This is a genomic window from Hydrogenophaga sedimenti (genome assembly GCF_051857515.1).
Taxonomy (GTDB): domain Bacteria; phylum Pseudomonadota; class Gammaproteobacteria; order Burkholderiales; family Burkholderiaceae_C; genus Hydrogenophaga.
Genome location: NZ_JBPZHA010000007.1, coordinates 180,643 through 204,743 on the forward strand (window position 1 = coordinate 180,643; position 24,101 = coordinate 204,743).

General features: G+C 62.5%; 19 protein-coding genes and 1 tRNA gene. 5 read left to right on the top strand and 15 right to left on the bottom strand.

Translation table 11 applies throughout. The features are described 5' to 3' along the window. Positions 1–31: 31 nt before the first annotated feature. The 3 genes from ACS5NL_RS13530 to ACS5NL_RS13540 form a co-directional block, all read right to left on the bottom strand. Positions 32–955 (bottom strand): hypothetical protein, encoded by a 924-nt coding sequence (locus ACS5NL_RS13530; RefSeq protein WP_439354386.1) that lies wholly within the window; start codon positions 953–955, stop codon positions 32–34. Further along, positions 948–2,747: a hypothetical protein gene (locus tag ACS5NL_RS13535; RefSeq protein WP_439354387.1), complete on the bottom strand. Its 1,800-nt coding sequence runs from the start codon at positions 2,745–2,747 to the stop codon at positions 948–950. Before ACS5NL_RS13535 ends, ACS5NL_RS13530 begins: the two co-directional genes overlap by 8 nt. A gap of 229 nt (positions 2,748–2,976) precedes the next feature. Continuing rightward, on the bottom strand, positions 2,977–3,390 hold the full coding sequence (locus tag ACS5NL_RS13540; protein WP_439354388.1) for a TIR domain-containing protein: 414 nt from the start codon (positions 3,388–3,390) through the stop codon (positions 2,977–2,979). Positions 3,391–4,103: 713 nt separating this feature from the next. On the opposite strand from ACS5NL_RS13540, the gene ACS5NL_RS13545 reads away from it, so the two are divergent. Together ACS5NL_RS13545 and ACS5NL_RS13550 are read left to right on the top strand one after the other, a co-directional pair. Further along, positions 4,104–4,982, top strand: a complete 879-nt coding sequence (locus ACS5NL_RS13545; protein ID WP_439354389.1) for a restriction endonuclease — start codon at positions 4,104–4,106, stop codon at positions 4,980–4,982. Between the two features lie 14 nt (positions 4,983–4,996). After that, positions 4,997–8,173 carry a DEAD/DEAH box helicase gene (locus ACS5NL_RS13550; protein ID WP_439354390.1) on the top strand — a complete coding sequence of 1,059 codons (3,177 nt, stop codon included), beginning with the start codon at positions 4,997–4,999 and terminating at the stop codon, positions 8,171–8,173. 268 nt (positions 8,174–8,441) lie between these two features. Here ACS5NL_RS13550 and ACS5NL_RS13555 read toward each other — a convergent pair. The 9 genes from ACS5NL_RS13555 to thrS form a co-directional block, all read right to left on the bottom strand. Further along, positions 8,442–8,518 (bottom strand) — tRNA-Pro (locus ACS5NL_RS13555). A 35-nt stretch (positions 8,519–8,553) separates the two neighbouring features. Next, the gene (locus ACS5NL_RS13560; RefSeq protein WP_439354391.1) at positions 8,554–9,018 is read right to left on the bottom strand and encodes a MerR family transcriptional regulator; all 465 of its coding nucleotides are present in this window, start codon (positions 9,016–9,018) and stop codon (positions 8,554–8,556) included. Positions 9,019–9,223: 205 nt separating this feature from the next. Beyond that, positions 9,224–9,550 (bottom strand): integration host factor subunit alpha, encoded by a 327-nt coding sequence (locus ACS5NL_RS13565; protein ID WP_439354392.1) that lies wholly within the window; start codon positions 9,548–9,550, stop codon positions 9,224–9,226. Positions 9,551–9,587: 37 nt separating this feature from the next. Continuing rightward, positions 9,588–12,014 (bottom strand): phenylalanine--tRNA ligase subunit beta, encoded by a 2,427-nt coding sequence (gene pheT, locus ACS5NL_RS13570; RefSeq protein WP_439354393.1) that lies wholly within the window; start codon positions 12,012–12,014, stop codon positions 9,588–9,590. Between the two features lie 36 nt (positions 12,015–12,050). Continuing rightward, the gene (pheS, locus tag ACS5NL_RS13575) at positions 12,051–13,103 is read right to left on the bottom strand and encodes a phenylalanine--tRNA ligase subunit alpha (RefSeq protein ID WP_439354394.1); all 1,053 of its coding nucleotides are present in this window, start codon (positions 13,101–13,103) and stop codon (positions 12,051–12,053) included. Positions 13,104–13,229: 126 nt separating this feature from the next. Next, the gene (gene rplT / locus ACS5NL_RS13580) at positions 13,230–13,589 is read right to left on the bottom strand and encodes a 50S ribosomal protein L20 (RefSeq protein WP_066151478.1); all 360 of its coding nucleotides are present in this window, start codon (positions 13,587–13,589) and stop codon (positions 13,230–13,232) included. A gap of 24 nt (positions 13,590–13,613) precedes the next feature. Beyond that, entirely contained in the window at positions 13,614–13,817 is a 204-nt protein-coding gene (rpmI, locus tag ACS5NL_RS13585) for a 50S ribosomal protein L35 (RefSeq protein ID WP_159596967.1), read from the bottom strand. A gap of 183 nt (positions 13,818–14,000) precedes the next feature. Then, positions 14,001–14,603 (bottom strand): translation initiation factor IF-3, encoded by a 603-nt coding sequence (gene infC, locus ACS5NL_RS13590; protein ID WP_439354446.1) that lies wholly within the window; start codon positions 14,601–14,603, stop codon positions 14,001–14,003. A 103-nt stretch (positions 14,604–14,706) separates the two neighbouring features. Then, entirely contained in the window at positions 14,707–16,614 is a 1,908-nt protein-coding gene (gene thrS, locus ACS5NL_RS13595) for a threonine--tRNA ligase (protein ID WP_439354395.1), read from the bottom strand. Between the two features lie 324 nt (positions 16,615–16,938). Here thrS and ACS5NL_RS13600 point away from each other — a divergent pair, with 324 nt between their 5' ends. Both ACS5NL_RS13600 and ACS5NL_RS13605 read left to right on the top strand, forming a co-directional pair. After that, positions 16,939–19,380: a glycosyltransferase gene (locus ACS5NL_RS13600; protein ID WP_439354396.1), complete on the top strand. Its 2,442-nt coding sequence runs from the start codon at positions 16,939–16,941 to the stop codon at positions 19,378–19,380. Next, the gene (locus ACS5NL_RS13605; RefSeq protein WP_439354397.1) at positions 19,377–20,093 is read left to right on the top strand and encodes a glycosyltransferase family protein; all 717 of its coding nucleotides are present in this window, start codon (positions 19,377–19,379) and stop codon (positions 20,091–20,093) included. The genes ACS5NL_RS13600 and ACS5NL_RS13605 overlap by 4 nt, the downstream gene beginning before the upstream one ends. Positions 20,094–20,180: 87 nt before the next feature. Here ACS5NL_RS13605 and ACS5NL_RS13610 read toward each other — a convergent pair whose 3' ends face one another. Both ACS5NL_RS13610 and aceA read right to left on the bottom strand, forming a co-directional pair. Continuing rightward, positions 20,181–20,624 (bottom strand): DUF4189 domain-containing protein, encoded by a 444-nt coding sequence (locus ACS5NL_RS13610; protein WP_439354398.1) that lies wholly within the window; start codon positions 20,622–20,624, stop codon positions 20,181–20,183. Between the two features lie 157 nt (positions 20,625–20,781). Then, positions 20,782–22,113, bottom strand: coding sequence for an isocitrate lyase (gene aceA, locus ACS5NL_RS13615; protein WP_439354399.1), 1,332 nt, complete (start codon positions 22,111–22,113; stop codon positions 20,782–20,784). A 364-nt stretch (positions 22,114–22,477) separates the two neighbouring features. Here aceA and ACS5NL_RS13620 point away from each other — a divergent pair, with 364 nt between their 5' ends. After that, entirely contained in the window at positions 22,478–23,419 is a 942-nt protein-coding gene (locus ACS5NL_RS13620; protein WP_439354400.1) for a DMT family transporter, read from the top strand. Here ACS5NL_RS13620 and ACS5NL_RS13625 read toward each other — a convergent pair whose 3' ends face one another. Continuing rightward, positions 23,420–24,097, bottom strand: a complete 678-nt coding sequence (locus tag ACS5NL_RS13625; RefSeq protein ID WP_439354401.1) for a sulfite exporter TauE/SafE family protein — start codon at positions 24,095–24,097, stop codon at positions 23,420–23,422. It abuts the gene before it with no gap. Positions 24,098–24,101: the final 4 nt, after the last annotated feature.

A 24,101-nucleotide genomic window follows, 5' to 3' on the forward strand; every position in this document is an offset into this window, starting at 1 on the left:
GATGGGGCTAAGGGTGGGGAAACCGAATAACTCAGGCCTCCGCTATTACCGCGTCGTAGATCCTCTTTGCCACTACTTTGTCACCTAAATAGCCCGAGATGCCGTGGGCGTTCGACGTGCCGTTGTGCACATCGGTGTTGTTGTCGATGGCGGGAGTAAGCGGAAAATTCTCCTTGTCTAGTGGGTACAGGGAGACCACATCTCGCTCATCCATCGCGTTGAACCACGCTGCCACATTCGCCGGGAAGCCGAGTGGCTTGATGCCGGCAAGTTTCTGTTTGATGACCGCGACAGCCAGCGGCGACCCCAGCGTCACGAAGAGTGGCACTTTCCAGCGCTGCTTTTGGGAGTTCTGCCGTAGTACGTTGTACGCGACCACTGTGCCAAGTGAATGTGAAACGACCACAGCTTCCTTGTTTTCCGGGATCGCTGATGCGGTTCCTGTATCAATCACGGTGCGGGTGACGTCGTTGGTGAGGTACTGGTAGACATCCCGCGTAGCCAATGCCACGCTCATGCCGCTCGCGCTAGGGACGTGCTTGTCAAGCACTTCCAGAATGGCTTGCACCCATCCCCAGTTGAGGACCCCCTTTTCGATGATCGCGCCCGGTGGCAGGGCACGCTGAATCGCGCCTTCCGGATCCTTCTCGAAGTGCTCCACCGATTCAAGCAGTACAGCCTCAATGAAAGCCTTCTCTTCCAGCGAGAGTTCGCCGCCAGCCCCGGGGGCGACCCCTCGGACGACAATCTTGGCTGCATCCTCGGGCGACTTGCCTGCCACCAACTGGTCGAGAGTGTCGCCATAGTATGGAAAATGAATCTGGCTATGGGGTAGCGGCACAGAGAGTCCGTTCTTTTTCAGGCCATCGGCCCAAGCGGAAATCCACTCGTCTTTAAGAGCCATGGAATCTTTATGCTGCTGGGCACGGCCATGAACAAAAACCAAATCACGCATAATGATGAACCTCCGGTGGACGCAGTTGTTGTCGAATGATATGGACGGCCTCTGACGTAAAGTGGGACCACATGGTTGGATGGCGCATCCGCGAAATGTTGCTCAGTTCTTCGGAAAGTTTCCCGCCCCGAGCGGCGAGACCAGCCCAGCCGCGAGCGAGCAGGGGCATACCTGGTGATATGGCGCTCAACTCATCCAAACCCTCTCCTGGCCTGCTGACCAGAAGCGCCATGTCGAAGAGAAGGGGAATTCCACTAGCCCGCAACGCGATAAGCAGATCGCGAAGTTGCCCCACCATCCCAACATCGTCAAGGGCGTATGCAAGATAGAGCAATAGCATTGGATCGGGAGCTGGTGCTTTCAGCAATCGCGCGGAGAGCGCGGTCAGAGTGCCTCGGTTAGGCTGGAAGATTCCGCGCTCAACCGCCGCCGCCACGAATTCGCGCAGATAGCGATCCTGGACTCGTTTCGCCAAATCGGACTCGTGGAGTTGGGAGTTCTCGGAAGCCTCGTAAGCGAGGCCCACCCACTGGCCGTTGTCGAAAGACAGCTCTGCGATGAACTCAGGCAGCAATGGCACCATCACGCCGGAGCCATCCTCGAAGATCAACAGGACCCGATCATTGGCCTGGGGTGACTGGGGAAATGCTCGCAGGATCTCGCCCTCGACGACCCACTCTACGTGCGCGCCGGGGCAGATCGCCTCCATGGCCTTCCCACCGCGCAGCTTGATGCCGCACCGGGTGTCAAAACATAGGGGAGCGAATTCCTCGCTTTGGCGCTGGGCCTGCTTGACGATTTCCTTGGCCTCGGATGGGTTGGCCGAAAAGGCCGGAAGCCTCCGTCGACCAAGCAGGGTGTCGAGCGTCGCATCAGCCCAGTTCGGCAAGCTGGGCGCGGACTGATCTGAGCCGACTCGTCCAAAGTTGCGCGTCGCCCTGACACTGAAATTCAGCACATCACTATTGCGTGATACCGGTCCAGGCGGCGGGGTGAGCGCTAGCCGAGCGATCCACGCCAATTGCGGGTCGGAGGAGATGCGCGCATCTGGCGTCTGAAAGGCCCGGGTGTGTAGACCGCGTTCGACGAGAAGTTTGCCCACCCTTTCGCGCAGCACATGCTTGAGGGGCCACGGACGGATCACCCCCTTCGGCATCTCACCGTCGCCGGCCACCTCGATGATTGTTGGCTCGTCGCCGTCGAGTACTGCCAACAAGGCTTCTGTGTACAGTGCTACGAAGGTACCCGCATTGGCTGCATCTTGGGCCTGAACCTCCAGTGCCGGATTGCCCAGGGTGCAGGCGAAGAACTGATCCACCGCTTTCTCAATCCCGCCACTGGCGACCATAGGAAATATCGGCGAACCAGTGATGAGTTGCTGCTGCACTCCGGCTGCGGCCGTTCTGCAGGCGTCGGAGATAAATATCACATGGGGAACGCTGCTGTAGCGGGCAAGTACCGCGCTGCGGGCCACGTCCACGGATTCGGTCGGCCATTCCAGCCCCTGACTCAGCAGCCAGAACTCACCGTAATTGATATTGAGCCCATGGCCAGCAAAATAGATCAGCAACTGCTCAATGCCGGCCATAGGGTCTAGTAGGCGCTTGATCGCAACTTGCACGCCTGACGCGGCCACCGGCCCGCTCTCATCGGTGATGAGTACCACGTGGTCGGGGGCAAAGCCTTGGGCCAGGACCCACTCATGCATCCGCCTGGCGCCTCGCACGGCATCATTCAGCGCCGGCAACCCCCTCACCCGGTTTACCCCGATCAATACCGCAGCACGAATCATCCCTTTTCCCTCACAACTGTTTGCCCCATGTTCTTAGCCCCCGTCCCCGTAATGGATGACGGCCCGGCCAGCGGTGCTTTCGGCAGACTTATTATCGGGGCGTAATTGTCAACTTTATTGTTTCACGCCCTTTTTTGAAATACGCGACTCGCATCTTCACGAAATTCATATGAACTAATAATGTGAGTGATTTCGCTCGTGCATCTGACACAAGAAGAGACGGGCGAATCTACGACTTGTTCTTTCCTTCCCCCATAACTTGGTCGATCGCGGATGCGATCTTTTCCCAGTCCCATGAGATTGTGCGATTTCGCTGAAGCCCGTCAGGAAGACTGCTGGAAGAGTCGGCACCCCCGACGTACACGCCAAAGACCGGAACATCCTGGTCTTTGGCCATTTTGATTTCCTTGGCAACGCCAGTGGCACTCGCCATGGTCTTGCCTACTAGGACAATCAGCATGTTGCACTTGTTGATCTTGTCCTTGATCAGCGCCTCCCACTGCGCCTGGGGAAGCGATGACTTCGAAGACCAATCTTGAATGGAGAACGGCGTGCGCGCGTTCTTTGCTTGCCCAGCGAAGAGCATCTTCTCAGTGCTATTGTGATCGAAGTCAAAACTGATAAATGCACGTGGTTCGGCCATATAAAACCCTCCTTAGTAACGGTCTAAGTGTACTCCCCAATCAACGAAGGGGGGATTCATAGGGGTGCAACTGCAAATTTCCGTCGGAGACAGCAACGATCTCCCATAGACAAATATTAAACGAATAACATCTGTGATCTCTCCGTTTCGCGGATCACGCTGCACCAAGATCGCAAACAGCTCACCCCTTACGGGACCAGCCTTCGTCGGCCTTCCACATTCCTACCGGCAAGCGCGTGCGTGATCGCAGCCGTGTGGCGGGGCTCGGCGTCAGCCGCGCAGAGATCAGCTATGTGCTCAAGGGCATTCTGATTGCAGGCCATGAGTTCAGCACAGGCAATGACAACGTCCCAGCGCTGAGCGGAAAGCATACGTGTGATTTGCACGGGTGAAAAGATTGCGCTGCATGAGGCCACAGAGGCCGCGCTGCGTGAATGGAGGTCAGGTGTGGGGAGCAGAGTGTGGCTGTATCGGGGTGTGCTTCTTCTGCAGAAGAGTTGTCAAGCAGCTTGACAGATGAAGCCGATCTGCAGATCACCTACCTTTGTATTGCCCCGCTGGTTGGCCGCTTCGCCAAGTCACGGAAAGCAGGGGTCGGACAGTCCGACCCCGTCAGCTGCAATAGAGGAGAGACGGATAGGATGGATGGCAGGATAGGCTGAGCGCCAGCAAATGGCTGCCAGGCAGCAGTGTCATCAAGGGAGGAATCAAGAATGGCGAGACGCAAGAGAACCAGCACGGCCGATGACCTGCTGGAATTGGTGGCGATGCTGCCCTGGTGGGCCGGCGTGCTGCTCGCGGTGGTGAGCTACTTCGCGCTTCACCACATCGCATTTCAACCGGTGGTGGCGCCCACACAGCCCGGTCAAATGGGCGCGATGGTCACACAGTCCATCTGGAAATCGCTGGCCACTGTTGGTCAGTACATCGTTCCATTCATTTGCGTGCTGGGTGCGGTCACGTCTGCCTGGCGGCGCCGAGAGCGAAAGAACCTGGTGGCTGATGTGGCCAGGAGCAAGGCGACCGACGCGCTCGATGGCATGAGCTGGCGCGAGTTCGAAATGCTCGTGGGGGAAGGTTTTCGGTTGCAGGGCTACCAGGTAGTGGAAACCGGGGGCGGCGGTGCCGACGGTGGCATTGACCTCGTGCTCACCAAGCCGGGCAAGAACGGCGGCGAGAAGTTTCTCGTGCAGTGCAAGCAGTGGCGCGCCTACAAGGTCGGAGTGGACGTGGTGCGCGAACTGTACGGGGTGATGGCCGCCAAGGGTGCCACCGGCGGGTTCGTGGTGACCTCGGGGCGGTTCACCGATGAGGCGATCAGTTTTGCGAGCGGTCGGAATGTGACGCTGGTCGATGGACCGAGGCTGCATGGGCTGTTGCGGCAAGCGCAAGCGGGCGCTGAGCGCTCCCCTGTCCAGAAGCCTGCTGTTCCGGTGGCGCACTCCCCTGCACCATCAGCCGAGGCGCTGGCTTGTCCTCTGTGCGCGAAACCCATGGTTCGGCGCACCGCCAAACGCGGTGCCAACGCCGGCAACGAGTTCTGGGGCTGCACCGGTTACCCGGCCTGCCGTGGCACGCGCCCGATCAACTGACTGCAAGGACAACGATGGCATTGCCCGATGGTCTGTATGACCTGCTGTTGACCGAGGGGCTTGCCCGATCGCTGGCAGACATCGATCCGACACGAGCTGATGTGTCGGCACTCAAGGGTAGAGCCGCCGAGTTCCTGGCTGATGTCATCACCCGCCAGCTTTCGACCATCCTCGACGATGTGTCCGGCGACGAGGCCGAGAAAGCGAAGCGACAGCTCGAACTGGTGAATGGCTTGTTGGTGATGCTGCGTCAGCGGCTCGCAGAAAACGGCGCAGACGGTGCCTCTGCGGCTGGCGAAGTAGTGGACCTGGTCGCACCACCGTTACGGGTCCTGAGAGCCGTGCAGCGCGACCAGCAGTTCCCGGTGTCACCAGAGATAGGACTGGGCGTGCCTTGGCTGTTCACGGCCGGCAAAGGCTCGCCGTCGCTGCTGCAGGAGATTCGTCGCGAGCTGGCATCGAGCGATCAGGTGGACATCCTGGTCAGTTTCATCACCGTCTCCGGTGTGCGCAAGCTGCAGGATGTGCTGCAGCAGATCACGGCCAAGGGTGCGCAGCAAGATGGGCAGGCGCCACCGAAGACCCGGCTGCGCATCCTCACCACCACGTACACGGGTGCGACGGAGGCTCGCGCGCTGGACGAACTCGCGCGTCTGCCTGGGTGCGAGGTCCGCGTGTCGCTGGATGGCCGACGCACCCGCCTGCATGCCAAGGCCTGGCTGTTCCAGCGCAAGACCGGCTTTGGTTCGGCATACGTTGGCAGCGCCAACCTCTCGGGGGCCGCACTGACCGGTGGACTGGAATGGACGGTCAAGCTTACCCAGCGCGCGCAGGAGGCGCTGTTTGCCCGCGCCGTGGCCCACTTCGAGACGCTGTGGGCAGACAGCGAGTTTCAGCGCTACGACCCGGACAACGTCGAACACCGGCAGGCCCTGGCGGCGGCGCTGGGTCGCGAGTCGTTTGGCGGCGAACCCTCTGCCACGATCAGCTTCTTCGACCTGCAGCCCAAGACCTATCAGCTGGAAATGCTGGAGCAGCTGAACACCGAGCGTGCCCACGGTCGGACCCGAAACCTCCTGGTGGCGGCCACCGGCACGGGCAAGACTGTGGTGGCCGCGTTTGACTACCGGAACACCTGCCGCATCGAGGGTGGGCGCCCTCGCCTGCTGTTTGTGGCCCACCGGGAGGAAATCCTGCGCCAGGCCATGCGCACCTACCGCGAGGTGCTGCGCGATCCCGAGTTCGGCGATCTGCTCACGGGAAGTCATCAACCCGAGCGCTGGGACCACCTGTTCGCCACCATCGACAGCGTGACCAGCCGCGACCTGGTGGCCACCGTCGGCGCCGACCACTGGCACACGGTGGTGGTGGATGAGTGCCACCGCCTGGCGGCCGATCGGTTCGACGCTTTTGCCAAGGCCGTTCGCCCCAGTGTGTTGCTCGGGCTGACGGCGACGCCTGAGCGCAGCGACGGGCAACCCATTGCGCCGTATTTCGATTCGCGCCCGGACGGTAGCCCGGCGGTCGAGCTGCGACTCTGGCACGCGCTGGACCTGCAGCTGCTGGCGCCGTTCGAGTACTACGCCTGCGACGACGCCACCGATTTTTCGGAAGTGCCGTGGGACAGGCCAGGCGAACGCGAGGCGGTGGACAACCTTGTCACCGGCAACGACGTGCGCGCCAAGCTGGTCATCAACGAATGGCGCCGCCTGGCGTCCGATGCGCGGCAGTCGCGAGCCATCGTCTTCTGTGTGTCTGTGGCGCACGCCGAGTTCATGACCGATTGGCTCAACCGCGCGGGTCTGCCAGCGGCTTGTGTGGTTGGCACGACGGCACCCGAAGAGCGTCGACGTGCGCCGCAGCGTTTGCTCAGTGGCGAGCTGTGCGCGCTGGTCACGGTGGACCTCTACAACGAGGGCATCGACTTGCCGATGGTGGACACGCTGTTGCTGCTGCGCCCCACGCAAAGCCCGGTGCTGTTCCAGCAACAGATCGGGCGCGGCCTGCGGTTGGCACCCGGCAAGGAGAGCTGCCTGGTGCTCGACTTCGTTGGCCAGCACCGGGCCGAGTTCCGGCTTGACCGCATGTTGTCGAGCCTGACCGGCTTGTCGCGACGTGAGCTGGTGGACGGCGTTGAGAACGGCTTCGGCAGCTTGCCGCCCGGCTGCCACATTCACCTGCAGCGCCAGACGCGAGAACAGGTGCTGCAAGGCCTGCGATCCCTGACCTCGCAGAACTGGCGCCGTTTGAAGACCGAGCTGCAAACCTATGCCGCGCTGCGTGGCCGATCGGCCATTCAACTGGCCGACTTCCTGCACGACCAGGCTCTGGAACTGGAAGACATCTACCGCACCGGGACCGGACAAGGCCGCAGCGGATGGACAGCGCTCAAGCGTGATGCGGGCCTGATCGTCACAGAGCCAGGACCTGAAGAGGACTACTTCAGTCGCCGTTTCGGTGATCTGCTGCATGTGGATGATCCGCGCCGACTCGATGTGATGGCCGCTGTGGGTTCGCACCAATGGAGTTCGTCAGCAATCAGTGCAGAGGACGCGTTGGGTGTGCAGATGCTGGCCTATCAGATCGATGGACGCCACGAGCAGGCCGCGGGACATGAAGCCTTCCTGGAGCGCATGGAGGGTCACCCAGCCATCACGGCCGAGCTGGTGGAGCTGTCTGCCCTTCTGCAGGCCCGCAGCACCTTGGGCGCGCATCCTGTGCCCGGTCTCGAAGACACGCCCTTGTGCCTGCATGCTGGCTACGGTGCACGCGAAATCCTCACGGCGGTGCGCTGGCTGACGGCATCGCGCCGCGTGCCGTTCCAGGCCGGCACCTTGTCGTTGCTCAGCCGCCAGACCGAGCTGCTGTTCGTCACGCTCGACAAGAGCGAGGGCTACCACGACCGCATCGCGTATCACGACTATGCGATCAGCGCCGAGCGCTTTCACTGGCAATCCCAGAACAGCGCAGGCCCGGACACGCTTGGCGGTCGGCGCTATCTCGACAGCGCAACCAACGGATGGCAGTTCCAACTGTTCGTGAGACCGCGCAAAGGTGAGGCCTACCGCGCCTGCGGCCCCGTCACGCTGGAGTCTGCTGAGGGCGACCGGCCCATGAGCATCGTCTGGCGCTTGCAGACGCCGTTGCCGGCACGGCTTTTCCGCGAATTCAGTGTGCTGCGCGGGGTGTAGCGACAGTCTGGCAAGAAATTGCCGTTCGTCGGCGAACCAACGTGGATGGCGCCAAGCCGCACAGGCAACGGATCATCGTTGCTTGACCACCACAAAACCAAGAACGGGGAAGTCGCGGAGGCCAGGATTGTGATTCCTGCCGTCGTGGGCGTTCTTCTGATCCGTTGAAGAACCAGCAGCGCTGAGTCTGTTTACCCCAACGTTTACCCCACGGGCTCTGGAAAGAAAAACGGGTTAGCTCGTTTCTGAGCTAACCCGTTGATTTTATTGGTCGGCGTGGCGGGATTCGAACTCGCGACCCCTTGCACCCCATGCAAGTGCGCTACCAGGCTGCGCTACACGCCGACAAGCCTTAGATTATATCCTGTAAATGGAGGCTTTCACGCCGGGAAGCTCAGAAGCTCGCGGATTTCGAGCAATTCACGGCGCATCCCCATCCAAGCCGCGGCCGGCATGGGGGAAGACGTCTGGTCAGGCACCACGTCGGCAGCGGCATCGTCAACCCGGTCGTCAATGTCTCCAACCACATCGAAATCCCCGACTTCGCCGAACTCATCACCATCCACGCGGCGCTTCTCGCGCTCAGCCTGCACCAGTTCCTGGAGCTTGTTGCGTGCACCACTGATTGTGAAACCTTGGTCGTACAGCAGTTCGCGGATGCGCCGGATCATGAGGACCTCATGATGCTGGTAGTAGCGCCGGTTACCCCGCCGCTTCATCGGGCGAAGCTGTGTGAATTCCTGCTCCCAATACCGCAGCACATGCGGTTTGACACCGCAGAGCTCGCCGACTTCACCGATGGTGAAGTAGCGCTTCGCTGGGATCGGGGGGAGCGATTTTTCCATGAAAATCAAAGCGGTAGAAACCGAACCTTGAAATTTACTCTAACAGGCGCACCAGCGGGTCTTGACCTTCAAAAAAACGTACAAGCTGTTGCAAATGCATCGTTTGTATCTGTTCCGAAGACCGATCCAGCGGCGAAACCCATGAAAAAACCCGGCACCTCGCGGCGCCGGGTTCAGGATGCTGAACGAATCCGGTGACCGGCCATCAGCCGGACACTGCCGCGGCCTGCACCTGCTCCTTGAGCTTGGGGCTGGCGTGGAAGGTGACCACGCGGCGGGCTTCGATTGCCACGGGTTCGCCGGTGCGCGGGTTGCGACCGGGGCGCGGTGCCTTGGTCCGGATCTGGAAGTTGCCGAAACCGGAAATCTTCACGTCCGTACCGTTGACCAAGCAATCGGTGATCAGATCGAAGAAGGCATCGATCATGTCCTTGGATTCGCGCTTGTTCAGACCGATCTGGTCAAACAGCAATTCGGCCAGCTGGGCCTTGGTCAGCGCTGGTGTTTCCAGACTTTCAACCGCCAGTTCCATCGGGATGTGCTCCAAAAACGTGTCCAGGTGAACGGGCTCAGCGCAAGCGCGCGCCCAGGCGTTGATCCAGCGACGCAATCGCCGCACCGACCGTCGATTCGATCTCCTCGTCGGTCAGTGTAGCGTCGTCGCGGCTGAGGGTCAGTCGCACGGCCAGACTCTTCTCGTCCGCCGCGAGGCCACCGGCCACGCTGCCATCGGCCTGCTTCTTCGGGCGGTAGACGTCGAACAGCACAGCGTCGCGCAGCAGGGCGCTGCCCGGCGCCCGGATGGCGTCCATCACTGCCGCATGCGTCACCGATTCCTTGACCACGATGGCGATGTCGCGCTCCACCGGCTGATGGCGGCTGACCGCCTGGAACACCGGTACCTCGCGCTGCAGCACGGCGTCCAGCGTCAGTTCGAACATCACCGGTGCCTGGGCCAGGTCGTAGCCCTGGCGCCATTTGGGATGCAGCTCGCCCACATGGCCGATGCAGCGCTCGCCCAGCCAGACGCTCGCACAGCGACCAGGATGCATGGCGGGGTGTTCGTCCGGCTTGTACGTCGGACGCAGCGGCGCCAGCAGCGACTGCACATCGCCCTTGATGTCGAAGAAATCGACGTTGCGCTCGGCACTGCCCCACTGCAGGCTGTCGACGCCACCATAGGCCAGACCAGCGACACGCATGGGCTGGTCGAAACCGGCCACGCTGGTGTCGCTGTCCTGGACCGACGCGTCTTTGCGAAACACGCGGCCCAGCTCGAACAGGCGCACGCGCTGGGCCTTGCGATCCAGATTGAACTTGAGCACCGCGATCAGGCTGCCCAGCAGCGACGAGCGCATCACGCTCATCTGGCTGGCGATAGGGTTCAGCAGCTTGATCGGGTCCGCGTTGCCCGCCAGTTCGCGCTCCCAGCGCTCTTCGACAAAGCTGAAGTTGATGGTTTCCTGGTAGCCCAGCTGGGCAAGCTGGCGGCGCACGGCAAACGGTCCACGCTTGGACTCGGCGCGCAGCTTGGCGGTGATCGGTGCGAGCGGAGGGTTGGTCGGCAGCTGCTCGTAGCCGATCACGCGCGCCACTTCCTCGATCAGGTCTTCCTCGATCTGCAGGTCGAAACGGAAGGCCGGCGGAGCGACGGTGACCGTGCCTTCGCCTTCGGTGACTTGCAAGCCCAGGCGACGCAACGCACCGGCGCATTGTTCCTGCGTGACCGGCATGCCGATGATCTTGTTGGCACGGGCCACGCGCAGCGTGACCGGCTTGCCCTCCGGCAAGGCCAGGGTCTGGTCGTCCAGCGGACCGGCCTGGCCGCCGCAGATATCGAGCACCAGTTGCGTGATGCGCTCGACGTGTTCGACCGTGGTGGACGGATCCACGCCGCGCTCGAAGCGGTGTCCGGCGTCGGTGCTGAAGTTGTAGCGGCGCGAACGGCCGGCAATCGCCTTGGGCCACCAGAAGGCGGCCTCGATGAAGATGTTCTGCGTGTCGTCGGACACGGCGGTGGCGTCACCGCCCATGATGCCGGCGAGCGACTCGACCTCCTTGTCGTCGGCGATCACGCCGACTTCGGCATCCACGGTGACGGTGTTGCCGTTGAGCAGCTTGAGCTGTTCGCCCTCACGCCCCCAGCGCACTTGCAGGCCGCCGTGGATCTTGTCGAGGTCGAAGATGTGCGAGGGCCGGCCCAGCTCGAACATCACGTAGTTGGAGATGTCCACCAGCGGCGAAATGCTGCGCTGGCCGCAGCGCGCCAGGCGCTCGACCATCCAGGCCGGCGTCTGCGCCTTGGTGTCCACGCCGCGCACCACGCGGCCGCTGAAACGGCCGCACAGGTCGGGCGCCTGCACACTCACCGGCAGGCGGTCGGGCACCTGCACGGCTGCCTTGGGAAATTCGGGTTGCTGCAGCGGGGTGTCGGTCAGGGCCGAGACCTCGCGCGCGATGCCGTACACGCTCAGGCAATGCGCCAGGTTGGGTGTGAGCTTGAGCGTGAACAGCATGTCGTCCAGACCCAGCTGCTCGCGGATGTTGCGGCCGATCACCGCGTCATCGCCCAGCTCCAGCAAGCCGTTGCTCTCTTCAGAGATCTGCAGCTCCTTAGCCGAGCACAGCATGCCCTGGCTTTCGACGCCGCGCAGCTTGCCCAGCTTGATCGCAAATGGCTTGCCGTCTTCACCCGGCGGCAGCAGAGCCCCCACGGTGGCACACGGGATCTTGATGCCGGCGCGCGCGTTGGGCGCGCCGCAGACGATGTTGAGCGGATCGCCCTGCCCCACGTCCACCTGGCACACGCGCAGACGGTCGGCGTTGGGGTGCTGTTCGGCGCTCAGGATCTGGCCCACCACCACGCCGGTGAAGGGAGGAGCGAACGGGCGCAGCTCTTCGACCTCCAGACCGGCCATGGTCAAGGTGTCGGCCAGCTGCTGGCTGGACAGGGACGGGTTGCAGAAGGCACGCAGCCAGGATTCGGGGAATTGCATGAGACGACTCGGTACGTGGGCAAGCGGCGCAAAGGATCAGGCGAACTGACGCAGGAAGCGGATGTCGCCGTCAAAGAACAGACGCAGATCGTTCACGCCATAGCGCAGCATGGTCAGGCGGTCCGGGCCCATGCCGAAGGCAAAGCCGATGTAGCGTTCGGGGTCCAGCCCCATGTTGCGCACCACGTTCGGGTGCACCTGACCGGAGCCAGCAACCTCCAGCCACCGACCGGCCAGCGGCCCACTCTGGAACTGGATGTCGATCTCGGCGCTGGGTTCGGTGAACGGGAAGAAGCTGGGACGGAAGCGCAGCACCAGATCGTCGGACTCGAAGAAGGTGCGGCAGAAATCCGTGAACACCACCTTCAGGTCCTTGAAGCTCACGTTCTCGCCGATCCACAGGCCTTCACACTGGTGGAACATGGGCGAGTGCGTGGCATCGCTGTCGACGCGGTAGGTGCGTCCCGGTGCGATCACGCGGATCTCGGGCATGGGCAACCCGGCATCCAGGGCGGCGCGGTGGCGCTTGACGTGCTGCACCGCATGGCGGATCTGCATCGGGCTGGTGTGGGTGCGCAGCAGGTTGGGCGCTTTGGCACTGCCACCTTCCACATAAAAGGTGTCGTGCATCGAACGCGCCGGATGGTCCTCAGGCGTGTTCAGTGCGGTGAAGTTGAACCAGTCGGACTCGATTTCGGGGCCTTCGGCCACCTCGAAGCCTTGTGAGCCGAAGATCGCTTCGATGCGCTCAAGCGTCAGGCTCACCGGGTGCAGACCGCCCTGCCCGCGCTGACGACCCGGCAGGCTCACGTCCAGCGCTTCGGCCCTGAGCTGGGTTTCGAGTTCGGCATCGGCCAGGGCCTGGCGACGCTCGGTCAGTGCGGCCTCGATGGCCTGCTTGGCCACATTGATCGCCGCGCCACGGGTCTTCTTCTCATCGACCGGCAGCGTGGCCATGCCCTTCATCAGCTCGGTGATGCGGCCCGATTTGCCCAGGTACAGCGCCTTGGCATTCTCAAGATCGGCGGGGGTGGCGGCCTGCGCGAAACCTGCGCGCGCGCTCTCGACCAGTGCGTCCAACTCGTTCATGGGTGTCTTGTGCGTAAAAACAAAAAAGGGGCTGAAGCCAGCGAGGGAATTCCCTCAAGCCTCAACCCCTTTGAGCGACGTGGACGCCATGCCAGCCCTTGCGGGCCGGCTGGCGTCCGTCGTGAATCAAGCGGCCAGCTTGGCTTTGACTTGCTCCACGATGCTGTTGAAAGCAGCAACGTCATTGACGGCCAGATCAGCCAGGACCTTGCGGTCGATTTCGATCTGGGCCTTCTTCAGGCCGTTGGCGAACTGGCTGTACGTCAGGCCGCAAGCACGTGCACCGGCGTTGATACGCGCGATCCACAGCTGACGGAAAACACGCTTCTTGGTGCGGCGGTCACGGTAGGCGTATTGACCGGCCTTCATCACCGCCTGTTTGGCGATGCGGAAGACGTTACCGCGGCGACCGCGGAAACCTTTGGCAAGGGCGAGAACTTTTTTGTGACGGGCGCGTGCCGTTACACCACGTTTGACGCGAGGCATGAGTGACTCCTTGTTCGTCGTTGATCAAATGCCCGTGCCGGGCAGCATCTGTGCCATGTGACCCATATTGGTCTCATGAACAGTCACCGCACCACGCAGATGGCGCTTGTTCTTGGTGGTCTTCTTGGTCAGGATGTGACGCTTGAAGGCTTGACCGCGCTTGACGGTACCACCGGGACGAACGCGAAACCGCTTCTTCGCGCTGCTCTTGGTCTTCATTTTGGGCATCTTCATGCTCCTTTTCATTTGTGCTCGTGAGGCGCCGCGAACCTTCCGCGGACTTGCTGGCCCCGAGCCACTTTTTGAGAGCGGTCTTTCGACCACTCATTCGGCTCAGCGGCAATTGCCACTGGCCTCGGGAGGCAGGCGACTACCCTGCCTCTCCAATCCTTGAACTCAAAACGACGGCGCTCAGGCCGCCGGCTGCTCCGCAGCGGCCGATGCTTCACCCTTGAGCGTGGCACCAGCTTTCTTGCGTCCGGGCGCGATCATCATGATCATCTGACGCCCTTCCAGCTTCGGGAACTGCTCGACCAGGATGGTGTCACCGAGGTCGTCCCGAATCCGGTTCAGCAACGCAAGGCCCAGTTCCTGATGGGTGATCTCGCGACCGCGGAACCGCAGTGTGATCTTGCACTTGTCACCGTCGTCCAGAAAACGGCGGATGTTGCGCATCTTGATGTTGTAGTCGCCGTCGTCGGTACCGGGACGGAACTTGATTTCCTTGATCTCGATGACCGTCTGCTTGGCCTTGGCTTCGGCCGCCTTCTTCTGCTCCTGGTACTTGAACTTTCCATAGTCCATCAGGCGGCAGACCGGCGGATTGGCCGTGGCAGCGATCTCCACCAGATCCACGTCCAGCTCGCCGGCCATGCGCAACGCTTCCTGGAGACTGACGATGCCCAAGGGCTCGTTCTCTGGGCCGTTGAGGCGAACCTCAGGGGCCATGATTTCCCGGTTCAGGCGGTGTGCACGCTCTTCACGCTGGCGGCGGTCGCGAAAGTTGGTAGCTATGGTGAATTCCTTGTCGTGGGCAGAACTGGCTGAAAAAACAAAGCCCCTCGGGGCCCACGCATGGAGCGCAGCAGCCGAGGGGCCCTTCCGGAGCGGATGAAAATCACACTTTGGAGGAAACGTCTGTCGCAATCAATTTGGAGAAGTCCTCCAGCGACATGACACCGAGGTCTTTGTTACCTCGTGCCCGCACAGCCACGGCGCCAGCAGCCTTCTCCTTGTCGCCCACGACCAGGATATAGGGCAGCTTTTGCAACGCGTGCTCCCGTATTTTATACGTAATTTTCTCGTTGCGCAGGTCAGATTCGACTCTAAGCCCTTGTTTTTGCAGCGTTTTCACCACTTCCTGGACGTAATCCGCCTGGGAATCGGTGATGTTGAGCACCGAAACCTGCACCGGAGCAAGCCAAACCGGCAGTGCGCCAGCGTGCTGTTCGATCAGGATGCCGATGAAGCGCTCCAGACTGCCCACAATGGCACGGTGCAGCATGATGGGGCGATGGCGCGAGCCGTCCTCACCCACAAACTCTGCGTCCAGGCGCTCGGGCAGGTTGGGATCGACTTGGATGGTGCCGCACTGCCAGGGGCGGCCAAGGGCATCTTTCAGCGTGTATTCGATCTTGGGGCCGTAGAAGGCGCCCTCGCCCGGCAGGTACTCGAATTCGCAGCCAGAGGCCTTCAGGCCGTTGGCCAGCGCGGCCTCGGCCCGATCCCAGCTCTCTTCGGTGCCGATGCGCTTCTCGGGACGCGTCGAGAGTTTGTAGATGATGTCGGTGAACCCGAAGTCCTTGTAGACCTTCTGCAGCAGCGTGGTAAAGGCCACGACCTCGTCCTGGATCTGCTCTTCGGTACAAAAGATATGGCCATCGTCCTGCGTGAAGGCGCGCACGCGCATGATGCCGTGCAGGCCGCCCGAGGGCTCGTTGCGGTGGCACTGGCCGAACTCGCCGAAGCGCAACGGCAGGTCACGGTAGCTCTTGATGCCCTGCTTGAAGATGATGATGTGGCCAGGGCAGTTCATCGGCTTGAGCGCATAGTCGCGCTTTTCCGATTCGGTCACGAACATGTTCTCGCGGTACTTGTCCCAGTGGCCGGTCTTCTCCCACAGGCCCTGGTCGAGGATCTGAGGGCCCTTGACCTCCTGGTAGCCGTTGTCTCGGTACACACGGCGCATGTACTGCTCGACCTCCTGCCACACCGTCCAGCCCTTGGGGTGCCAGAAGACCGTGCCCGGCGAGTGCTCGTCGATGTGGAACAGGTCCAGCTCGCGGCCAAGGCGGCGGTGGTCGCGCTTCTCGGCCTCTTCCAGCATCGTCAGGTACTGCTGCAGTTCGTCCTTGCTCGCCCAGGCCGTGCCATAGATGCGCTGCAGCATTTCATTTCGGTGGTCGCCGCGCCAGTAGGCACCGGCCACCTTCATCAGCTTGAAGTGCTTGAGCTTGCCGGTGCTGGGCACGTGCGGGCCACGGCACAAGTCCTCAAAGGCACCTTCGCGGTACAGCGACACATCCTCATTGCTCGGGATGCTGGCAATGATTTCCGCCTTGTAGTCTTCTCCCAAGCCCTTGAAATAGGCCACCGCCTCGTCCCTGGGCAGCACCCGGCGCACCACGGCCTCGTCCTTGCTGGCCAGTTCGGCCATCTTCTTTTCGATGGCTGCAAGATCTTCCGGCGTGAACGGACGTTTGTACGCAAAGTCGTAGAAAAAGCCGTGCTCGATCACCGGCCCGATGGTGACCTGGGCGTCGGGGAAAAGCTCCTTGACCGCGTAGGCCAGCAAGTGGGCGGTGGAGTGCCGGATCATCTCCAGGCCGTCGGGATCCTTGGCGGTGATGATGGCCAGAGATGCATCCTGGAAAATCTGGAAGCTGGTGTCGACCAGCTTGCCATCGACCTTGCCACCCAAGGCGGCCTTGGCCAGGCCGGTGCCGATGGAGGCAGCCACTTCGGCCACGGTCACGGGACCAGGAAACTGTCTCTGGGAACCGTCGGGGAGCGTGATGTTGGGCATGGGCAAGATCCGGAAACAAAAAAGCGCGGCAGGGGCCGCGCTTCGGAGGAAATGGACTGGGAACGGAATGGCAGGCGCGAACTGCTGGGGTCAGAAGGCCCCGAAGAATGGCTTAGAAGTAGTTCGCGGTGTCATAACCTGCTGCCGTGGGTCGAGATTCGAAATGAATTGGACAGAGATTTTCGCACAGTTCGAGCCGGAACCCGACCGGGTCACACCGCGCTGTCCGCGCGGCCCCAAAACCGGGTGCGTACCAAGAACTTTTTGGGGACCAAGTCCTGATACATTGTTTCGCACATTGTGATCGCAGGCATCATCTGGCCCGTGGCCCCATTCATGACTCCGCCGCTTCGACCATTGCGCGTTCTCATCACCAACATCCGCCTGGACGGGCGCAGCGGCACCGAAATCGTCACCCGCAATCTGGCGCTGGGCCTCCAGGCAGCGGGCCATCTGCCGATGGTCTACAGCCCGCATTTGGGATCCATCGCAGAAGAACTGAGGGCACATGGCATTCCGGTGCTGTCCCGGATCGATCAGATCAGGACCGAACCCGACATCCTTCATGGGCACCATGTCATCCAGACGGGTGTCGCTGCCGCCAGGTTTCCCCAGGTGCCCGGCATCTTCGTTTGCCATGACTTCACCGCCTGGCACGACGAGCCGCCCAAACTGGACAACATCCTTCATTTCGTGGCCGTCGGCGACGCAACCCGGGACCGGCTGACGGTGGAATGCGGGATCGAAGCCTCCCGCATGAGCCTGGTGGAAAACGCCACCGACATGCAGCTTTTCCGGCCAGGGCCGCCGGCACCAGCCCGCCCGCGCAACGCACTGGTCATGCTCAAGGGAAGCGCGCAGCTGGCGCCCATCGAAGCGGCCTGCAAGGCGCGTGGCATCCGGCTTGATGTGGCCGGGACGGCCACCGGACGCCCGCACGAGCATCCTGAGCAACTGTTCCCTGAATACGACCTGGTGTTCGCCAGCGGACTGACGGCCATTGAAGCCATGGCCTGCCTGCGCCCGGTCGTCCTGTGCGACCACCGGGGCCTGGCGGGGTTCGTCAACACGGCGCGTTACCCCGAATGGAGGGCCCAGAACTTTGGCCTCCGGGCCTTGACCCGCCCCCTGACCGAAGAGGTTCTGCTCGCGGAGATCGATCGCTTTTCGGAGGCCGAGGCCACCACTGTCGGTCAACAAGTGCGGCAGGACTGTTCGCTGGAGCCCTGGGTCAACCGCTACCTGGCGCTGTACCGGATGTGCATCGAACGCTTTCGCGAGCAGGCACCCGTTGCCGACAGCGCCGCCATCGCCACGCACATGGAGAAATGGTGTTCGGCCACAGCCTCGTCCGAGAGACGGGAGGCAACACTCAGAGCACCACGGCGGGTCACCGAGCTGACGGGCCTGATGCCCCTCACGCCAGACCAGCGGACGGACGTCAACGACCGTTGCCGTGTTGCACTGACCGGGTTCCACGGGCAGGAACCCTGGGGACAGTGGACGGCGCAGGACCATGCTGTGCTCACGGCCGTCCGCTCCCCCTCGGATCAGCCCCAGTGGCTTGAGATCGACTACATCCCGTACCTGTCGCCGTCGGTCGGGACCCGGCAAACCCTCTGCTCGGTCAACGGTCACCCTGTGGCCCACTGGATCGACCATGGAGAAACGGCCGACGGTCTCCGTAGGCGATGTGTGCCGGTTGGCGAAGCGCTGCGAGAAACCGGCGCCCTCTTCATCTCCTTCGAAACATCTCACGCGTCATCGCCACAAGGCGATGGCACGGGGCCAGACACCCGCGCTCTGGGCATAGGCGTCGTCGCAATCACCCTGGTCGATCGGGACACCACGCCGCCGCCCGCCCACGACCGACTCCGGACACCGGAGGCCGACGGGGGGCTTTGCACCGTGGTCATTTCGCACCAGACTCCAGACTCCCTGGTGGATGCCGTCCGATCATTGCTGGTTCAGCAGAATGCCCAGGATGTGGTGGTGGTCAACTCTGGCGGAGGCGGGGCACAGGCCAAGCTCCAAGAGGCCGGACTCGGCGTCCGGGTGGTGGAACGGGATGCCCGGCTCTTCCCAGGAGGAGCCCGCAACCTGGGGCTGGCATCGACCGCACACCGCTACATCGCATTCCTGGCGTCCGACTGCCTGGCCAGCCCAGGCTGGGTCGCAGAGCGGCTGAACGCCCACAAAGCAGGACACGGCGCGGTCGCCAGCGCGCTGCTGTGTCACCGCCCCCGGCACCCGATTGCGCTGGCTGCCCATCTCACCTTGTTCTGCAGAAGGATGCCCCGCGTGCCGGCCGCGCTGGCGCAATGCTACGGCGCATCCTACGACCGCAAGCTCTTCGAACGGCACGGGCTGTTCCGCGAAGACATCGAGGGCGGCGAGGACACCGATTTTCACTTGCGGCTGGACCCGGCCGAACGCCCGGTCTGGTGTCCGGCGGTTCAAACCGTTCACCGCGGTCCGTCGACCCTGCGCGGCTTCGTGGGCGATCAATACCAACGGGGAAAACGGGCCTCGGACGCATGGATGGCCATCGCAGGACGCAGCCGCCGGTCGTTCGCCTGGGGCATCCTCGGCCGCATTGCGTCGACCATGCAGATATCGGTGCGTGTCGCGGAGCGCAGGTTCCTTCTCAGCACGCTGGTGGCACTGCCCCTGATCGCGTTGGGCGGCCTGGTCTATGCAGCAGGCGCCTGGTCAGGCACGCCAGGAACGCGAACAACGCCAAGCACCGCACGCGCCGCGCGATGATTTCCATACACCACCAACCACGCCACCCCGCGGCCACTGAGCGCATCTTCGCCGTCTTCTGTTTCCGGTACGACGCGGGCCTGGTCCCGGATCTGCTGGCAAACATCCGGCCGCTCGTCGATGGATGGATTGCCTGGGACGACCGGGCCAGCACCGAGTTCTACAGCGACGAACCTGCGCGCCGCCATCGGCTGCTGGAAGCCGCCAAGGCGGCTGGCGCCGACTGGGTACTGGCCATCGACCCTGACGAGCGCTTCGAGGCCGGACTGGCCCAGGCGATGCCACTGCTGACAGCCGCCCGGGGACCGATCGCCTACTCATTTGCGTTGCGCGAGATGTTCACCACACAGCACTACCGCGTCGACGGGGTGTGGGGCCAGAAACGCCAGACGCGCCTCTTCAGGTTGCCGTCGCAGTGGCACCCGCAGCCACGCCCGCTGCACACGCCCTGGGACAGGATGATTCCCGACGTGCAGGTGGTGGACACCACCTTCAACCTGTATCACCTCAAAATGCTCACCCCGGAGCGCCGTGCAGCAAGAGCGGCGCTCTACACCCACCTGGACCCGGACTGGAAGTACCAGCCGATCGGATACGGCTACCTGGCAGACGATTCCGACGCGGTGCTGGAAGCCATCTCTCCAGAGCGTAACTTCACACCCGCGCACTCGGACGACGGGGGGCTGTGGATGCCGCATCTGCGCGGTGTTTAGCCTGCCGGCGCGTGCAACAAAAAACGCGGCCAAGGCCGCGTTTTCGTTTTGCACATCTGCGTGCGTGACATCATCAGCGACGCCACATCAATTGCATTGGGTTGTCAAATCTTGGGGGATCGCGCAAGAACCACCACCCCGTTTCTGGCAATCGGCAACAGCCCGCGAGTCTGCAAGCTCCTTGGAGCCACCACTTGCGGCGCCCCAAGCCCCATTGCCAGACACCGCAATAGACCCACAAGTACCATTGCCCGAAAACTCAAGCACCACAGAACAACCTGCCGCACCACAAGCAGACAAGGCATCACTGTTCGCCTCTGGCTGGGAGGTGTAGTCCACCACAATGGCACCGCGTCCGGTGGAAGGATCGTAAGCAATGGAACCACGCGCCGTGGGGTCACCACCACCACCACACGCAGACACCAAGGAAGCCAAAGCGAGCACAGAGGCCCATTTCCATTTGCTCAACACGTGAATCTCTCCTGTTTCGTAACGTTTGGTACGACCTGCCACCAGAGGCAAATTCCCCACCGGCCGAGTCTATCGCTCTGCCGCAGCGGCCAATGTATGTTATTGGCGACAAACGTCTGAGCCTCCACCAGAAAAAACCCCGGCCGCGCACAAGACGGACCGGGGTCGGCGGGACGCGGTCATCACCGCACGGAGGCGGCGATGATGGTCCTGGCGATCAGTGGAACTGCTCTTCTTCGGTCGAACCCGTCAGGGCCTTCACGGAAGACGAACCACCCTGGATCACGGTGGTCACGTCGTCGAAGTAGCCAGCGCCGACTTCCTGCTGGTGCGACACGAAGGTGTAGCCCTTCTCGCGTGCGGCAAATTCCTGTTCCTGCACCATCTCGGTGTAGTGCTTCATGCCTTCGCCACGGGCGTAGGAGTGAGCGAACTGGAAGGTGTTGAACCAGTTGATGTGGATACCGGCCAGCGTGATGAACTGGTACTTGTAGCCCAGCGCCGACAGGTCTTCCTGGAACGAAGCGATCTGCTTGTCGTCCAGGTTCTTCTTCCAGTTGAACGACGGCGAGCAGTTGTAGCTCAGCAGCTTGCCCGGGCAGGCTGCGTGCACAGCCTGCGCGAACTCGCGGGCGAAGCCGATGTCGGGCACGCCGGTTTCGCACCACACCAGGTCGGCGTAGGGGGCGTAGGCCACGCCACGGCTGATGGCCTGCTCCAGGCCGTTCTTGACGCGATAGAAGCCTTCTTGGGTGCGCTCGCCGGTCAGGAAGGGCTTGTCGTTGGCGTCGTGGTCGCTGGTGATCAGGTTGGCGGCTTCGGCGTCGGTACGTGCCAGCACGATGGTGGGCACGCCCATCACGTCGGCGGCGAAACGCGCAGCGATCAGCTTTTCGACGGCTTCCTGCGTCGGCACCAGCACCTTGCCACCCATGTGGCCACACTTCTTCACGGCAGCCAGCTGGTCTTCGAAGTGCACGCCAGCAGCGCCGGCGGCGATCATGTTCTTCATCAGTTCGAAGGCGTTGAGCACGCCGCCGAAACCGGCTTCCGCATCGGCCACGATGGGCAGGAAGTAGTCGACGAAACCCTCTTCACCCGGATTCACGCCACGGCCCCACTGGATCTCGTCGGCACGCTTGAACGTGTTGTTGATGCGGCGGACCATGGTGGGCACCGAGTCGTAGGCGTACAGCGACTGGTCGGGGTACATGGTTTCGCTGGTGTTGCCGTCGGCAGCGACCTGCCAGCCCGACAGGTACACGGCTTCCAGGCCAGCCTTGGCCTGTTGCATGGCCTGGCCGGCGGTGATGGCGCCAAAGGCGTTGACGTAGCCCTTCTTGGCACCGCCGTTGACCTTGTCCCACAGCTTTTCAGCACCACGCTGTGCCAGCGTGTACTCGGGCTGCATGCTGCCACGCAGACGCACCACGTCGGCGGCGGAGTAGCCGCGCTTGACCAGCTTCCAGCGGGGGTTGGTCGCCCAGTCTTTTTCCAGGGCTTCGATCTGCTGCTGGCGGCTCAGTTGTTCTTTCAGGGATTGGGGCATGGTGCTAACTCCTTGAGGTTGAAGAAGGGTCTGGCGGACTGCTCATGCAAGTGCAGTGCCGATGGAGTAAATGTAAGTCTTATAGAAGACTTTTTGAAGCTCTTATGTCTTATATAAGAGATGAATTTTGTCATTACATATCAACAGCTTAACCGGCACAAACCGCAATGCGAAAATACTTTTCTTGTATCAAGAAATATTCGTGCACCGCAGCATTTGATCATCTCATAATGCAAAATCAAAGTATCCCCATGCGGAAACAGCTGCCCCTTGGCTTCGGCAACGCTGGTTCATCGTGGTGCCTTCATGCACTTCGCCGTGCCCGCGGCCGACATGGCTGGCCCTTGCGGCATGATGCCGACCCATGCCTCTTGCACAACCGAATCTGAGGGTGGTGGCCAAAGCCCTGCCCTACCTCTGCCTGGCGGCCAGCATGTCCTTGGTCGGCAGCTATGTCGCCCTGTCCAAACCGCTCGTTGCCGCCTTCCCCGTGTTCCTGCTGGCCTGGATGCGCTTTGCCATCGGAGGGCTTGCCATGTGGCGTTGGCTGAAAAAGCCCGCGGACGAGCAGCCGTTGTCAGCACACACCAGGCGGCTGCTTTTTCTGGAGTCGTTCCTCGGCAACTTTCTGTTTTCGGTGTTCATGCTGTTTGGCGTGGCCCTGACAACGGCGGTCTCCGCGGGCGTGATCATGTCCTCGATCCCCGCCGTGGTTGCCGTGCTCTCATGGGTCTTTCTGAGGGAGCGACTCACCCGGCAAACCGCGGCGGGCATTGTTTGCGCCGCGGTGGGCATCGGCCTGTTTTCCATGCAGAAATCGGGCCCCTCCAGCCATGGCGACCCCGAAGCCTTGCTTGGACTCTCGCGGCAAGTCTGGGGCAACATCCTGGTCTTCGCGGCAGTGGTGTGCGAAGCCTCCTATGTGGTCATCGGAAAGCGGCTCACCGAAGGCCTTGGCCCCAAGCGCATCTCGGCCATCATCAATCTGTGGGGATTCGTCCTGGTGACGCCGATGGGCATCTGGGCGGCCAGGGACTTCGCCTTCGCGAACGTCGCCCCGCCGCTCTGGGCGTTGCTGGTCTTCTATGCGCTCGCCGCAAGCATGTGGACCGTCTGGCTCTGGATGACCGGTCTGAAGTCGATTCCCGCGTCGCGGGCCGGCGTCTTCACGGTCATGCTGCCCGTCAGCGCGGCCGCCGTGGGCGTCATCTTCCTGGGCGAGACCCTGACACCGGGCCAGATCGTGGCGTTCGCGGTGGCCCTGCTGGGGCTCGTTCTGGCGACGCTGCCGAGCAGGGCCTCCTGATCAGGCACACCACAGTCCCGTGGGGTTGGTGAGGCCCATCCAGAGCGCCCAGCCCGAAGTGGCCGCCAGTGCCAACCCCGCCAGCCGGATGCCCCACCCGCCCGAGCCATCGCCCTTCAGGCGCAACAGCAGCCACGGCCCGATCGTCAGCGACAGTGAAGTGCCGACGGAAAACAGGGCCATGATCATCGCGCCCTGCAACGCGCTCGCAGACAGCGAGGCCACCATCAACGCCGAGTACAGCAGCCCGCAGGGCATCAGGGCCCAGGCCACGCCCAGGACCATAGGCGCACGGCCACCCAGGCGGTGCAGCATCGGTCTCGTGCGACGCCAGACCCCTTGTGCCACACCGTCCAGCCATGCCGGCTGCCGGGCCTGCCAGAGCAGCACGATGCCCAGCAACAGGGCCGCGACGTGGAACATGGCCCAGACAGGGCGGATGACCGCCGTATTGGTGCCCAGCCAGGCCAGCCCCTGCACCGAACCGGCGGCAAACGCGCCGAAGGTCGCATAGCCCACCATGCGGCTGACCTGGAAGGTCAGCAAGGCGACGTTGCTGCTTTTCTGCCCGGCCGCACCGCGGCTGATGCCGGCGCACGCAGCACCACACATGGCCACGCAATGCGGACCACCGGCGATGCCCATGAACAGGGCCGTCAGGGCCATGGAGGTTTGCATGCGG